The following is a 14,255-nucleotide window of genomic DNA, read 5'->3' as shown; positions in this document are numbered from 1 at the left end:
CAAGAATCTATCAAGCGATGTCGTTTTTATTGCTTTATATTTGTGAGGGCTGCCTGACATTTACATCAAGTTTATCTGAGTCACCCGCGTAATAGCCTGACCGGGTGACTTCATTCTCTTTCAAACAATCCGCTGGCTCTGCTCCCGGCGATGCTTGTGATAATCCTCATCACACTCGCTTGAACAGAAAGCAGTTTCAGCCACTACGGGCTCATCTTTGCACCAGATGCATAAGCCGTTTGAGCTTTTAAGTTTGGCCTTACGAGCTGTCAGAGAGGCAGCGAGATGCGCTTCTTCACGCTCCTGTGCCAGATCAACTTCATCCATAAATGTTCATCTCCTCATCAATTTTTACGCTTCGAACTTAACTCGGTTTCTGCAGGAACAATATTCGTGTACATCAATGCCTGCTTGCAGCACGACTTCTGAAAGACAAAATTCATATATTTATTTTGTGTTTTCCTTAGCGCCCTGAGCGTTAGCGGAGGGCATACCATTCCTTATGTTTCAGCGGATTCATGGCCGCACCAATCACGTCAGAAATCACATTGACCAGAATCACCAGCCCGCCAATCACCATCACACCAGCGGAGATCGCCGCGTAATCCTGCTGGCGAATCGCGTTAATCAGCCAGCGTCCCAGACCCGGCCAGTTAAAGACCATCTCGGTGATCATCGCCAGCGTCAGCATGGTGGAAAATTGCAGACCCAGACGCGGGATCACCGGCGGCAGCGCATTATGCAGCACGTGGCGGCGGATTACGGTAAACGGCGAAAGACCCCGCGTGGCCGCCGCTTTGACATAATTTTTGTCCATCACGTCGCTGGTGCTGTTGCGTAGCAGGCGGATCACTTCCGTCGTCGGCGCCATCGCCAGCACCAGCACCGGTAAAATCAGGTGGTTCAGGACGCTGATTATCATCTCATGCCGCCAGGGCGAAGGACTCATCCAGGCATCAATCAGCGCAAAGCCAGTGACGCTCTGCACCGGATAGAGCAGGTCGTGACGACCGGACACCGGCAGCCAGCCCAGCGTCAGCGAGAAGAACAACGTCAGCAGCAGCGCCAGCCAGAAAATTGGCGCAGAAAAGCCAATCAGCGCCAGTGCACTGATGGTTTTGTCCTGCCATTTATTGCGCATCACGCCGGCACAGATCCCCAGCGGGATCCCGACCAGCAGCGCGAACAGAAACGCCAGGATGCACAACTCCATGGTGGCCGGGAAAACCTCACGCAGTTGCAGGCCAATCTCCTGACCGTTGGTGCTGGAGACGCCGAAATCAAACTGCAGCATCCCTTTAAACCAGAACCACCAGGCGTCCGAGAGCGCCGCGCCTTCCAGCGGGGCGTCAGGCGTAAAGTAGCTCAGGCTGAAGCTCACCAGCGACAGCAGAAACAGGGTAATGATCAGTAGCAGCAGGCGCCGCAAAATATAGATAATCACTTACTTTTCCTTATCGCTTTCACGATAAACCCCGGCAAACGAGGCGTTGCCAAACGGACTCAGGACCAGCCCTTTAATATCATGACGAAACGCCTGCAGTCGCAGAGAGGATGCCAGCGGCAGCACCGGCAACTCCTGCGCCAGAATCTGCTGCGCTTTGTCATAACTGTCGATGCGGCCAGAGAGTTGTTGTGATAACAGCGCATTCTGCAGCGTTTCGTCAAAGGCCGGCGAGCACCAGTGCGCGTAATTGGTCTGCGAGCGAATCGCCGCACAACTGAGCAGCGGCCGGAAGAAACTGTCTGGATCGTTACTGTCGGTGGCCCAGCCTGACAGTGTCAGATCATGATTCATCGCCATCAGCTGCGCCTCCTGAAAACGCCCCTCTACCGGCACAATGGTCAGCCGGACGCCAACCTGCGCCAGATCCGCCTGCAACAGTTCGGCGGTTTTCAGCGGGCTGGGATTCCACGACTGCGACGCGGCAGGCACCACCAGCCGCAGATGCAGATCGCTGATGCCCAGAGCCGCCAGCGCGGCACGGGACTTCTCCGGATCATAGCTGGTGATGCGCGCATCATTATCATATGCCCATGAGGCGCGAGGTAATATCGAGGCGGCGGTTTCGGCGGTGCCGTAATAGATTGACTCCATCAACCGCTCATTGTTGATCGCCAGCGCCAGCGCGTGACGCACCTCAGGGCGGTCGAGCGGCGGCTTGCGGGTATTAAAGGCCAGATAGGCGATGTTCATGCCGGGACGCAGCGTCATCCGCAGGCGCGGGTCATCGCGCAGGATGGTGAGCTGGCTGGCCGCGGGATAGGCAAGCACGTCACATTCACCGGTCAGAAGCTTGGAAAGCCGCCCGGTGCCGCCCGAGCCGAGATCGATCACCGCCTGTTGCAGACGCGGCACCCCTTTCCAGTAGTGAGGATTGCGCGCCAGGCGGATGTACTGACCGGTACGGTATTCACTGAGCTGATAAGGACCGGTGCCAACCGGTTGTCTGTCCATCTCTTCCTGCCGGCCCTGCGCGGTGAGCTGGTCGGCATACTCTTTCGACAGCACTGGCGCATAATGGGTCGCCATGTGCCACAGGAACGACGCATCCGGGCTGTTTAACCTGAACTCAACCGTTCTGTTATCGATTTTCTTCACGCTCTGCACGGAGTCGGAGAATTGCAGACTGTCAAAGTACGGGTAGTTGCCGCCGTTGACGTTGTGCCAGGGGTGATTGCGGTCAAACATCCGGGCGAAGCTGAACACGACATCGTCGGCGTTCAGCGCCCGGGTGGGGCGGAACTGATTCGTCTGCTGAAACTGCACGCCGCTGCGCAGATGAAAGCGATACGTTGCGCCGTTATCGCGCACTTCCCAGCTGGACGCCAGATCGGGCTTGAGACGATAGGTGTAAGGATCGACATCCAGCAGGCGGTCATAGAGTTGTGCCGCCAGCGTATCGACAGTCAGCCCGCTGCTGGCCATCTGCGGATTAAAGGTGTTCAGCGTGCCACTGACGCAATAGACGAAGCCGGTCTGGCGGATATCACCCGCAGGCGCTGACCACGCAGGGGCACTCAACACGCTGAGACTTAGCAACAGCGAACATATTAGTTTTGACATAGAACTCAACGATTTTGAGGCATTAAACAGAGTGTATCGCAAAGCGGGCATTGTCCCAAAACCTGCAACCGCTGCCAGACTGATTTTCATCATCGCGGCGGTAAAAAGAGCGTACAGAAGGTGTGGTAATGAGAAAAATTCTCAATAACTTGTTTACAGATGATAATAAGAATGATTATTATTCATCTGCGCTTCGACGGTGGCTCTGCCGTAGAAGAGCACGACATTGCTCACATTGCTTCCAGTATCGTTGCCCGCCTGTTGGCGGGCTTTTTTTTGGCTTATGCAGAGTGGCATGCCAGCCTGGACGGGGAAGGGATTGCAAGCAAAGGGGATCAAAGTGGTGAAGCGGTGAGGAAGACCGGGACGGAATAGGGCTCCTCGTTGATGCGAATACCAGGCAAATTGTGGAAAGCGAAAATCTCGCCTTTTATCGTCAAATATACCGCCTTATCACGAACCCGAGGAAAGACGTCACCATCTGAGGTGATCAGGAAAGGCTTTAGGTCGTCGTTCAGACTTTCTTTAAAAGATTCATCGCTTCGGGATGCATCATAAAGATAAAAACGGTATGAGAAGGCAGTTGTGGCACCCGCACTGGCTTCGGTGATGTAAAGGTTAATCCGGCTGCTGACGTTAACTTTCCTGATGATCGACTGTTCAAGCGGTGATATCTGCGAAAGTCGCCAGCCTGCAAAGACAATAGTCATCAGCATCAGCATCAGAACCAGTGTGCGCTTTTTAAAAACCGGAACGTTTTGCATAATCTATCCCTGCTCTTATCCAGTATTGATCGTCAGGGTCATCTCCAAAAGGCGCTGCGCCATACCAGACATCAAATTCCTCTCTGCAGGTTCCGGCCCGGTTTTGCGCCCAACCGGCTGCGCGAAGAAGAACAGCGTCTTTTATTCCAGCGGCATGCCCCACAGCACCATAATGAAAATTACCAAAATGTTCATATTGGCTCCCATGTTGAAATTTATAATCCCATGGGTCATGTCCTTTAACCTGGGTATAAAACCAGACATATGTCAGGGCTGAGGGTCCCCTGTGAAAACGTGCAACCATCATATTGTTTATCAACGAAACTCCAGCTGGAGTAAATGATAGAATATCATAAGGAGGAGAGGGAGATGCCGCTAAGGCAGGATATCTCATGATTTATGCCTTTTCATTCCAGCTATCTGAAAAAATAATGTTACCATCACAATGCTTCCAGGTTATTTTCTCGTAAGCAAACTCAACGCATTCAAGATGATTATGTTTTTCTTTTTCAGGGTCTTTAGTGTCATGCATAATAGGCGAAATACCGACAATTCTGACATTTTCAAGTAGTATGTTGAAGTATTCTTCTTCCTGACCTGCGTAGTTGATATTGTACCATCTGAACTCGGCTGACCTTAATGTTTGTCCAGTTGCCACTGCTTTATAAAGGTAGGGCGAAGATGAATCGAATTCTTTTTGAACGATGATGGGTGCATGTTTTCTTGTCCCTGTGGGTTTGCCTGTCATAGAATCAGTCGGCAGTCTTAAGTTATGAGAAAAACCCGTAACTTCAATACTTCCCTCTCGGTCTTTAACATCTACTGAACCATTGATGCTCGCACCACCATCATCTTTCAGCCAAAGATATGCTGGAATAGCCATATTAAAAATCCTTTAATGGGTTAAGTTATATTCCTTTTGGAGGATAGTTAATGCTGGCTTCGCATAAACCTCAAGTGCATATTAAAAAAATCGAAGGCATAATGATAAAGATCAATATTTAATAATTTCATATGTAATGGCTGGGGTCTTTCCACACCATGGTTATGTAGTGCGAAATGGATTATTCAATTAATTGCTGTAAATCTGATTAAAAAGCCACTTCAACTATTAATGGGTATTGGTATCATTAATTTAGTTAAGATTCAAACTCAGAAGAGTAAATCATGTAATCCCTTGAATTATAGATTGTGTTTATATCCGCATGCATTCGATGTATCTGACGCTGGAAAGTGTAATATCGCGCTTAACTTTTACAAAAACGCAGGTACTATAAGCTCATCTTCTGGTTACCCACTTCCTGGCAATGAATAAATTCCAAAAAAACGTTCAGGCTTTTCAGCATACATCCTTTCGCTATCTCTTTTTTGGACGCCTGTTCACCGTGCTGGGCAATGGGATTGCACCCATTGCGCTAGCTTTTGCGGTACTGGATATTGGCGGGTCTGCTTCTGATTTAGGGATAGTGGTTGCGTCCCGTTCACTGTGTAACGTGCTTTTCCTGCTGGTGGGCGGTGTTGTCGCCGATCGCTACTCACGCAGTCGGGTATTAGTTTCATCGGCAGTAGTTGCCGCTGTTTCTCAGGCTATCGTCGCCTGGTCTGTACTCGATGGCTCAGCAACTGTCATTAGCCTGACTTTGCTGGGTGCCCTGAATGGTGCGGCGGCAGGCATCGCACTGCCTGCATCGTCTGCGCTGGTTCCGCAGGTAGTTCCTGCAACGGATTTGCGTCAGGCTAACGCGTTAATTCAGCTGAGTATTTATGGCGGTACGGTAATGGGGGCATCGATGGGGGGAATTATCACCAGCGCTGTCGGGCCGGGCTGGGGGCTGGCAATTGATGCGCTGGGTTTTGCTGTTTCCGCGCCGCTCTATTTCCTGATCCGTGTGAAATCGAATAAAGCCGCGGCTTCGCAAGGCAATATCCTGCTCGATATCAAAGAAGGCTGGGCAGAGTTCGCCGGACGAAGCTGGATTTGGTCGATAGTCCTTCAGTTCGCCATTATCAACGTCGCGTTCAATGGAATTGTAGAGGTATTTGGCCCGATGATTGCCGACGCCTCTTTCGGGCGGGCGCGATGGGGAATTATTGTGGCTGCTCATAGCGTAGGTTTAATTGCAGGTTCATTTCTGGCCATGAAATGGCATCCACGTCGTGACCTTCTGATTGGCGCGATGCTGGCGGGTCTTTGCGCACTTCCAATATTTATGCTGAGCCAGGATGCGTCAGCAGCACTGCTGATAGTGGGATTCTTCATTGCTGGCATGTCATTGGGCCTGTTCGGCGTAACCTGGGCGCACTCATTACAGACTCATATCCCACCGGATAAGCTGGCTCGCGTGTACGCTTATGATGCGATGGGTTCCTTTATCGCCATTCCCTTTGGACAACTGGTCGCGGGGCCGCTGGCAACACACTTTGGTATGAGTGCTGTATTGCTGATGTCAGCGCTGGCCGTGGTGATGGCTACCGCTGGCGTCGGTCTGGTTCCTGCCATCAGGCAACCTGAAAAAATGGGGACTAAGTCGCACAACACATAATGGATAGGTGGCTCAACGTGAAAAAAAGCCCGGTTTATACCGGGTTGTTAATTCACAAAGCAGAGAAAAATCATAGGTTGGGGCGGCGTTAATTAACTCTCTGCTTTTATATCGTGCTTCTTCATCATTGCGCGCAACTGATGATAGGTGACGCCTAATAAGCCAGCCGCACGGCGTTGGTTATAACGTGCCTGTTGCAGGCTGGCTTCCACCAGATCCCGCTCCTGCTGATTCTGCCATTGACGCAGATCCAGCGGCAGGGCAGGCAGCGCGCTGCTATCCGCCTCCTGACTGGTCCGGATGACAGCAATCGGTTCAGGGCGTGAAGCAAACGGGTTGATAATCACATTATCCAGCGGCTGCTCGCTGCTGTTATGACGATAGACCGAGCGCTCCACCACATTTTTAAGTTCGCGAACATTGCCGGGCCAGTGGTAATCAAGCAGAGCCTGCTGTGCCCGTGGGGTAAAGCCGGGAAAAAGTAACAGGCCGAGCTCGCGACACATCTGGATAGCGAAATGATCGGCCATCACCAGTATATCGCTGCGTCGTTCGCGCAGTGGCGGTAACTGCACCACATCAAAGGCCAGACGATCCAGCAAATCGGCGCGGAATTTTCCCGCCGCCGCCAGCGCGGGCAGGTCTTCGTTTGTCGCACAGACCAGTCGCACATTTACCTGCAGGGAGTGATTGCCGCCGACTCGCTCCAGCTGTCCATATTCAATTACCCTGAGCAGCTTTTCCTGAACCAGCATCGGTGCCGTTGCCAGCTCATCGAGAAACAGCGTGCCGCCGTCAGCACGTTCAAAACGGCCAAGATGGCGCTTCTGCGCGCCGGTGAAGGCGCCAGCCTCATGACCAAACAGTTCAGAATCGAGCAGGTTTTCATTCAGCGCGGCACAGTTCAGCGAGATAAACGGCCCCTGCCAGCGGTCAGAGAGATAGTGCAGTCGGCTGGCGATCAGCTCTTTGCCCGTTCCACGCTCACCAATCACCAGTACCGGTTTCTCAAGAGGAGCCAGTTTGGAAACCTGCTCCAGCACCTCAAGAAAATTGTTTGACTCCCCCAGGAGATTATCGCTAGTGCCTGTCATGATGAATTTCGCCACCCCTTAATCATTTTGACTATCTTAAAACAAGCGGGAAAGGCTGTAAAATTTAAAATATGATAAAAATCAATAAATTATAAAATTGGCACGCATTTTGTATTAACTCAGCAGGACTTCACGTTTTAAAACATTAAAAGAGGAACATCATTATGGGTATTTTTTCTCGTTTCGCCGACATCGTTAATGCCAACATTAATTCTCTGCTGGAGCGTGCGGAAGATCCGCAGAAACTGGTCCGGCTGATGATTCAGGAAATGGAAGACACCTTAGTTGAAGTGCGCTCCACCTCTGCACGCGCACTGGCTGAAAAGAAACAGTTGTCACGCCGTATTGATCAGGCGGAGATTCAGCAGGCTGAGTGGCAGGAAAAAGCGGAGCTGGCGCTGCGCAAAGATAAAGATGATCTGGCCCGTTCGGCGCTGATTGAAAAACAGAAACTGACCGATCTTATCGCCTCCCTGAAACAGGAAGTGGGTCATGTTGAAGAGACGCTGGAGCGCATGAAAGGCGAAATCAGCGAGCTGGAGAAAAAACTGAGTGAGACACGTGCCCGCCAGCAGGCGTTGACGCTGCGTCATCAGGCGGCCTCTTCATCACGCGATGTTCGTCGTCAGCTGGACAGCGGTAAGATCGATGAAGCAATGGCACGGTTTGAATCTTTTGAACGTCGCATCGACCATATGGAAGCGGAAGCAGAAAGCCACGGTTTTGGTAAACCAAAGACGCTGAACCAGGAGTTTACTGACCTGAAAGCGGACGATGAAATCAGCGAGCAGCTTAATGCGCTGAAAGCCAAAATGAACCGCAGTGAGTAATCATCGACGTTGCGATAAGTGATTAAGGAGAGTCAATGAGCGCACTTTTTTTCGCCATACCGTTAACGATCTTCGTGTTGTTTGTCGCACCGATCTGGTTATGGCTGCATTACAACAACAAACGCAACGGCGGTTCGGAACTGTCGCAAAGCGAAATCCAGCGCCTGCAGCGCGTGACCCAGGACGCGCAGCGGATGCGCGAACGTATTGACGCGCTGGAAGCGATTCTGGACGCTGAACATCCAAACTGGAGGCAGCCATGATTAAAGGACGCAAGTTGTGGCGCAAGCCAAATGAAGGGAAATTTATGGGTGTCTGCGCAGGTCTGGCAGAGTATCTCGATATTCCGGTTCGTCTGCTGCGTGTCATCGTGGTGTTATCACTGTTCTTTGGCCTGTTTCTCTTTACGGTGATCGCCTACTTTGTGCTGGGTTTTGTACTGGATGTGAAACCCGCCTCTGCCTCCCAGACTGAGCGCCAGCCCAGCGCCAGTGAACTGCTGGATCAGCTGGAGAGCACCCTGCAACGGGATGAGCGCAGCGTGCGCGACCTGGAACGCTATGTGACGTCTGAAACCTTCAGCGTGCGCAGCCGCTTCCGCCAGATTTGATTCTGCTACTGTTATTGCCGGGCCTGTTTCAGGCCCGTTCGCTCACTCAATGGAGGTGTTGATGTCTTTTTCGCGATCCACTGCTTTTCGTCACCGCGCGGCACCTGCATTGAAGTCGGCCGCTAAATTCATCATTATTAATGCTGTTACCTACGGTCCCGCCGGTGTCACTGGCTGGGCAGTGAAATCGGTAGCGCGACGCCCGTTACGTCTGCTGCTGGCTGTGGCGCTTGAGCCATTGCTGAAACGCGTGATGAACCGGGTGGCATCGCGCTTCATCAGGGAGAAAGATGAAAAGACTGCAAACTGAATTGATGGCGTTGATGAACCGTGGCGTTGATCGCCACCTGCGGCTGGCGGTAACCGGATTAAGCCGCAGCGGCAAAACCGCCTTCATCACCTCACTGGTTAATCAGCTTTTAACCGTTCACAGCGGCGCGCGTTTGCCGCTATTTTCCGTGGTGCGGGATGAGCGCCTGTTAGGCGTAAAGCGGGTACCCCAGCGTGACATGGGCACGGCCCGTTTCACCTATGACGAAGGGCTGGCACAGCTCTACAGCACGCCGCCTGCCTGGCCCACACCCACACGCGGCGTCAGCGAAATGCGCCTGGCGCTGCGTTATCGTCCCAATGATTCGCTGCTGCGTCACCTGAAAGAGACTGCGACACTCTATCTGGAGATTGTCGACTATCCCGGCGAATGGCTGCTGGATCTGCCGATGCTGGCGCAGGATTATCTCGCCTGGTCCCGGCAGATGAACGGTCTGCTGCAGGGCGATCGGGCTGAGTGGGCAAAGCCCTGGCGTATCCTCTGCGAAAAACTCGACCCGCTTGCACCCGCCGATGAAACCCAGCTGGCAGAGATTGCCGCTGCCTGGACCGACTATCTGCATCGCTGTAAATCTGAAGGCTTACACTTTATTCAGCCCGGTCGCTTCGTGCTGCCTGGCGATATGGCAGGCGCCCCCGCGCTGCAGTTCTTCCCCTGGCCGACGGCTGATGAAGCGCAACTCACTAAGCTGGCGCAGGCGGACAAGGGCAGTAACTTCAGCATGCTGCAGCAGCGGTTTAACTACTACTGTCAGCATGTGGTGAAAGGTTTCTATAAAAATCACTTCCTGCGTTTTGACCGTCAGATTGTGCTGGTTGACTGCCTGCAACCGCTTAACAGCGGACCCCAGGCGTTTAACGACATGCGGCTGGCACTGACGCAGCTGATGCAGAGTTTTCATTACGGTCAGCGAACCCTGTTTCGTCGGCTCTTTTCACCGGTAATCGACAAATTGCTGTTTGCTGCAACCAAGGCGGATCACATCACCAGCGATCAGCACGGCAATATGGTGTCACTGTTGCAGCAGCTGGTGCAGGATGCCTGGCAGAACGCGGCGTTTGAGGGGATTAGCATGGATTGCATCGGGCTGGCGTCGGTGCAGGCGACGCAGAGCGGGCTGGTCGATCACCGCGGCGAGAAGATCCCGGCCCTGCGCGGAAACCGGCTGGATGATGGTGAGCCGCTCACCGTCTATCCGGGTGAAGTCCCGCCGCGTCTGCCCGGTAATGCCTTCTGGCAGCAGCAGGGGTTTCAGTTTGAACAGTTCCGGCCGCAGCAGCTTGACGTCGATCGCCCGCTGCCACATATCCGCATGGATGCCGCGCTGGAATTTTTATTGGGAGATAAATTGCGATGAGTGATCCGCTAAAGCCGCGTATCGATTTTGCCCGTCCGCTGGACGAGAGCAGCACCACGCCGCTGCGCCCGGCGCAGACTTTTGAAGCGGAAGCGCAGGCGGCGTTTCTGGCGGTGCAGGATGAAGAAGTCGCTGTCGAAGAGGAGGGCGCTGGTGAACGGGCGGTGGAAGCTGCGCTGAAACCTAAGCGCAGCCTGTGGCGCAAACTGGTGACCGCTGGCGTGCTGCTGTTTGGCGTCAGCGTGATTGTGCAGGGTGTCCAGTGGACACATGACGCCTGGCTGGCCCGCGACTGGTTTTCACTGGGCAGCGGCGTGGCGGGTGGTCTGATCGTCCTGGCGGGTGTGGGCGCGCTGACCACCGAGTGGCGTCGTCTCTATCAGCTGCGTCAGCGCGCCGAGGAGCGGGATGTGGGCCGTGAGTTGCTGCACAGTCATGGCATCGGCAAAGGTCGGGCATTCTGCGAAAAACTGGCGCAGCAGGCAGAGCTGGATCAGGCGCATCCGGCCCTGCAGCGCTGGCATGCCTCGCTGCACGAAACCCACAATGACAGTGAAATTGTCCGCTTATATGCGCAACTGGTGCAGCCGGTGCTGGATCGGCAGGCGCGGCGCGAAATCAGCCGTCATGCTGCTGAAGCCACGCTGATGATTGCGGTCAGCCCGCTGGCGCTCGTGGATATGGCGTTTATCGCCTGGCGTAATCTGCGGCTGGTCAATCGCATTGCGGCTATTTACGGCATTGAGCTGGGCTACTTCAGCCGCATCCGGCTGTTCCGTCTGGTGCTGCTCAACATGGCCTTTGCCGGGGCTTCCGAACTGGTGCGGGAAGTGGGTATGGACTGGATGTCGCAGGATATCGCCGCCCGGCTTTCCACGCGCGCCGCGCAGGGTATTGGCGCGGGTTTGCTGACTGCAAGGCTGGGCATCAAAGCGATGGAGCTGTGCCGTCCACTGCCGTGGCTGGAGCAGGATAAACCACGGCTCGGCGATTTCCGTCGTGAGCTGCTGGGCCAGTTGAAAGAGGCGTTGCAGAAGGGCGGCAATAAGTCAGCCTGACGCTCTCGTGACAAATTAAAGGCGGCATTGCCGCCTTTATTCTTTAGTGTGGCTGGCGCAGCACTTGTCGGGAGTCGATGACCAGACACTCACCCGGACAGCCCGACTCATCAGTGATCACCGGATCCGCTGGCAGCGTGTAGGCCATTCCATTTTTCTCCCTGATAAAATGCGCCATCCCGGCAAACATTTGTGACCACTCATCAGGATTTTCTCGGGCAGTACAAAAGTCCGCCATACGCGCCGGAGCTGTCAACTTTTCCTGACAGATCCCTTTCTGCAGGTGCGCGACTTAGCGTATTATTGTCTTATCTGAACCTGATTAAGGCGAACGCAATGCGTCTGGAAGTGTTCTGTCAGGACCGACTCGGTCTGACGCGTGAACTGCTCGATCTGCTGGTGGCACGCAACATTGATTTACGCGGTATCGAAATCACGGCGCTGGGCCGCATCTACCTGAACTTTTCTGCACTGGAATTTGACGCCTTCAGCAATCTGATGGCGGAAATCCGGCGTACACCGGGCGTAACAGATGTGCGCACGGTAGCGTACATGCCCTCTGAACGCGAGCATCGTGCGCTGAGCGCCCTGCTGGTGGCGATGCCGGATCCGGTTTTCTCCATCGATCTGAAAAGCAAGGTTGAACTGGCTAATCCGGCCGCACAGAACCTGTTTAATCTCGATGAAGAGAAGATGCGCAACTTTAGCGCCGGTAATCTGATTAACGGCTTCAACTTCATGCGCTGGCTGGAGAGCGATCGGGTTGAAGCGCAGGCGCAGCATGTGGTCATTGAGGGCCGCGATTTTCTGATGGAAGCGCGTCCTATTTATCTGCCGGGCGAAGAGGGCCAGATCAACAGGCCGGTGGGGGCGATGGTGATGCTGAAGTCGACAGCCCGCATGGGTCGTCAGTTGCAGAATCTGGTGGTCACCGATGAATCGGAGTTTGACCATATCATTGCTGTCACGCCGAAGATGCGTCAGGTGGTGGATCAGGCGCGGAAACTGGCGATGCTCGATGCGCCTTTATTGATTGTTGGCGACACCGGCACCGGGAAAGATATGCTGGCACGCGCCTGCCATCTGCGCAGTGCCCGCGGTAAGAATCCCTTTTTGGCGCTCAACTGTGCCTCACTTCCAGATGACGTCGCTGAAAGCGAGCTGTTTGGTCATGCCGCCGGAGCCTATCCGAATGCGCTGGAAGGTAAGAAGGGCTTTTTTGAGCAGGCTAACGGCGGCTCTGTGCTGCTGGATGAGATTGGTGAGATGTCGCCGAGAATGCAGACCAAGCTGCTGCGTTTTCTCAATGATGGCACCTTCCGCCGCGTCGGTGAAGAGCATGAAGTGCATGTCAATGTGCGGGTAATCTGCGCTACGCAGAAAAACCTGATTGAGCTGGTGCAGCGCGGGGAGTTCCGCGAGGATCTCTTTTACCGGCTCAATGTGCTGACGCTGCAACTGCCGCCTCTGCGCGATCGTCCGCAGGATATTCTGCCGCTGACCGAGATGTTTGTTGCCCGCTTTGCGGATGAGCAGGGGATGGCGCGTCCGCGACTCTCGCCGCAACTTAACGCTTTTCTGACCCGCTACGCCTGGCCTGGCAACGTGCGTCAGCTGAAAAATGCGCTTTATCGGGCGTTAACCCAACTGGAAGGTTACGAACTGCGTCCGCAGGATATCGTGTTGCCTGAACAGGCACTGGATGTGTCACTGGGCGATGAGGCGCTGGAAGGGACGCTGGATCAGATCACCAGTCGTTTCGAACGGTCGATTCTGACGCGGCTCTATCTCTCCTATCCCAGCACCCGAAAACTGGCAAAACGGCTTGGTGTGTCGCATACGGCGATTGCGAATAAATTGCGGGAGTATGGTCTGGGGCAGAAGCGCACCGAAAGCGAATAAACGGCAAACAGAAGAGATGGGAAGCGGATAACCAGGTTATCCGCTTTTTTTATTATTTCAGCGCGGTCAGCGCAGCATCATAATCTGGCTCAGTGGTGATTTCATCAACCAGCTGGCTGTAGATCACTTTATCGTTCTCATCCAGCACAATTACGGCACGTGCGGTCAGACCTTCCAGCGCACCATCGGCAATTTCCACGCCATAATCATATTTAAACTCTGAGCCGCGCAGGGTCGACAACGTCACCACGTTGTTCAGGTTTTCTGCGCCACAGAAGCGCGACTGGGCAAACGGCAGATCGGCAGAGATGCATAACACCACGGTGTTATTCAGTTCGCTTGCAGCCTGATTGAATTTGCGCACTGATGAAGCACAGACACCGGTATCAACACTCGGGAAAATGTTCAGAATTTTGCGTTTTCCTGCATACTCAGAGAGCGCGACGTTGACCAGGTTTTTCGCTACCAGCGTGAAAGCTTTGGCTTTATCGCCAGCCTGAGGAAACTGACCAGCAACCGGTACGGCGTTACCCTGAAAATGAACAGTCTGAGACATAGTGATTCCTTTTAATGATAAAAAAGATCTGACACAAAACGGCTAAAGATAGCCGTTGTTTATGACATAAATGTTAAGGGTTTACGAGTTCAATTGTGGAATTTAACGTGGCGGTCTGCCACTGCATCACACATTGTGGAGTG

The 14,255-nt window shown here is 53.6% G+C and carries 17 protein-coding genes; 9 read left to right on the top strand and 8 right to left on the bottom strand.

From position 1 onward, the window contains the following. Positions 1–120: 120 nt before the first annotated feature. The 3 genes from AC6I8B_RS10540 to sapA all read right to left on the bottom strand — a co-directional run bounded on the left by AC6I8B_RS10540 (position 121) and on the right by sapA (position 3,067). A complete protein-coding gene (locus AC6I8B_RS10540; RefSeq protein WP_157352272.1) occupies positions 121–327 on the bottom strand; it encodes a TraR/DksA C4-type zinc finger protein in 207 nt (68 codons plus the stop codon). Between the two features lie 151 nt (positions 328–478). After that, positions 479–1,444 (bottom strand): putrescine export ABC transporter permease SapB, encoded by a 966-nt coding sequence (gene sapB, locus AC6I8B_RS10535; RefSeq protein ID WP_010244573.1) that lies wholly within the window; start codon positions 1,442–1,444, stop codon positions 479–481. Beyond that, positions 1,445–3,067, bottom strand: coding sequence for an ABC transporter substrate-binding protein SapA (gene sapA, locus AC6I8B_RS10530; protein ID WP_031292936.1), 1,623 nt, complete (start codon positions 3,065–3,067; stop codon positions 1,445–1,447). It abuts the gene before it with no gap. 171 nt (positions 3,068–3,238) lie between these two features. Here sapA and AC6I8B_RS10525 point away from each other — a divergent pair, with 171 nt between their 5' ends. Continuing rightward, positions 3,239–3,442 (top strand): hypothetical protein, encoded by a 204-nt coding sequence (locus tag AC6I8B_RS10525; RefSeq protein WP_157352268.1) that lies wholly within the window; start codon positions 3,239–3,241, stop codon positions 3,440–3,442. On the opposite strand, the gene AC6I8B_RS10520 is transcribed toward AC6I8B_RS10525, so the two are convergent. Genes AC6I8B_RS10520 through AC6I8B_RS10510 form a run of 3 tightly spaced genes read right to left on the bottom strand, consistent with a single transcriptional unit; the run spans position 3,403 to position 4,714 of the window. Further along, positions 3,403–3,831 carry a hypothetical protein gene (locus AC6I8B_RS10520; protein ID WP_157352264.1) on the bottom strand — a complete coding sequence of 143 codons (429 nt, stop codon included), beginning with the start codon at positions 3,829–3,831 and terminating at the stop codon, positions 3,403–3,405. The genes AC6I8B_RS10525 and AC6I8B_RS10520 overlap by 40 nt on opposite strands. Beyond that, entirely contained in the window at positions 3,809–4,225 is a 417-nt protein-coding gene (locus AC6I8B_RS10515; RefSeq protein ID WP_157352261.1) for a polymorphic toxin type 44 domain-containing protein, read from the bottom strand. The genes AC6I8B_RS10520 and AC6I8B_RS10515 overlap by 23 nt, the downstream gene beginning before the upstream one ends. A 3-nt stretch (positions 4,226–4,228) precedes the next feature. Continuing rightward, positions 4,229–4,714, bottom strand: a complete 486-nt coding sequence (locus AC6I8B_RS10510) for an Hcp family type VI secretion system effector (protein ID WP_033757795.1) — start codon at positions 4,712–4,714, stop codon at positions 4,229–4,231. Between the two features lie 424 nt (positions 4,715–5,138). On the opposite strand from AC6I8B_RS10510, the gene AC6I8B_RS10505 reads away from it, so the two are divergent. Next, a complete protein-coding gene (locus AC6I8B_RS10505; protein ID WP_157352256.1) occupies positions 5,139–6,374 on the top strand; it encodes an MFS transporter in 1,236 nt (411 codons plus the stop codon). A gap of 92 nt (positions 6,375–6,466) precedes the next feature. Here the strand turns inward: AC6I8B_RS10505 and pspF are convergent, their stop codons facing one another. Beyond that, positions 6,467–7,468: a phage shock protein operon transcriptional activator gene (gene pspF, locus AC6I8B_RS10500; protein WP_010670227.1), complete on the bottom strand. Its 1,002-nt coding sequence runs from the start codon at positions 7,466–7,468 to the stop codon at positions 6,467–6,469. Between the two features lie 164 nt (positions 7,469–7,632). Between pspF and pspA the strand changes: the two genes are divergently transcribed. From pspA to tyrR, 7 genes are all read left to right on the top strand, one after another. Beyond that, on the top strand, positions 7,633–8,298 hold the full coding sequence (gene pspA, locus AC6I8B_RS10495) for a phage shock protein PspA (RefSeq protein ID WP_010244588.1): 666 nt from the start codon (positions 7,633–7,635) through the stop codon (positions 8,296–8,298). A 35-nt stretch (positions 8,299–8,333) separates the two neighbouring features. Further along, positions 8,334–8,561 carry an envelope stress response membrane protein PspB gene (gene pspB / locus AC6I8B_RS10490; RefSeq protein ID WP_010244592.1) on the top strand — a complete coding sequence of 76 codons (228 nt, stop codon included), beginning with the start codon at positions 8,334–8,336 and terminating at the stop codon, positions 8,559–8,561. Then, positions 8,558–8,908, top strand: a complete 351-nt coding sequence (gene pspC / locus AC6I8B_RS10485) for an envelope stress response membrane protein PspC (RefSeq protein ID WP_157352253.1) — start codon at positions 8,558–8,560, stop codon at positions 8,906–8,908. Before pspB ends, pspC begins: the two co-directional genes overlap by 4 nt. A 61-nt stretch (positions 8,909–8,969) precedes the next feature. Further along, entirely contained in the window at positions 8,970–9,218 is a 249-nt protein-coding gene (gene pspD / locus AC6I8B_RS10480; protein WP_010670225.1) for a phage shock protein PspD, read from the top strand. Next, the gene (locus AC6I8B_RS10475) at positions 9,199–10,596 is read left to right on the top strand and encodes a YcjX family GTP-binding protein (RefSeq protein WP_157352249.1); all 1,398 of its coding nucleotides are present in this window, start codon (positions 9,199–9,201) and stop codon (positions 10,594–10,596) included. The genes pspD and AC6I8B_RS10475 overlap by 20 nt, the downstream gene beginning before the upstream one ends. Beyond that, positions 10,593–11,654 carry a YcjF family protein gene (locus AC6I8B_RS10470; RefSeq protein WP_157352246.1) on the top strand — a complete coding sequence of 354 codons (1,062 nt, stop codon included), beginning with the start codon at positions 10,593–10,595 and terminating at the stop codon, positions 11,652–11,654. The genes AC6I8B_RS10475 and AC6I8B_RS10470 overlap by 4 nt, the downstream gene beginning before the upstream one ends. A 336-nt stretch (positions 11,655–11,990) precedes the next feature. Beyond that, positions 11,991–13,556, top strand: coding sequence for a transcriptional regulator TyrR (gene tyrR / locus AC6I8B_RS10465; protein WP_010244616.1), 1,566 nt, complete (start codon positions 11,991–11,993; stop codon positions 13,554–13,556). Between the two features lie 52 nt (positions 13,557–13,608). On the opposite strand, the gene tpx is transcribed toward tyrR, so the two are convergent. Then, a complete protein-coding gene (tpx, locus tag AC6I8B_RS10460) occupies positions 13,609–14,112 on the bottom strand; it encodes a thiol peroxidase (RefSeq protein WP_010244619.1) in 504 nt (167 codons plus the stop codon). Positions 14,113–14,255: the final 143 nt, after the last annotated feature.

The organism is Pantoea sp. X-Soil-ISGK-285 (assembly GCF_059730815.1).
Note: the sequence above shows the minus strand (reverse complement) of the source record. Positions and strands in the feature narration are given on the sequence as shown.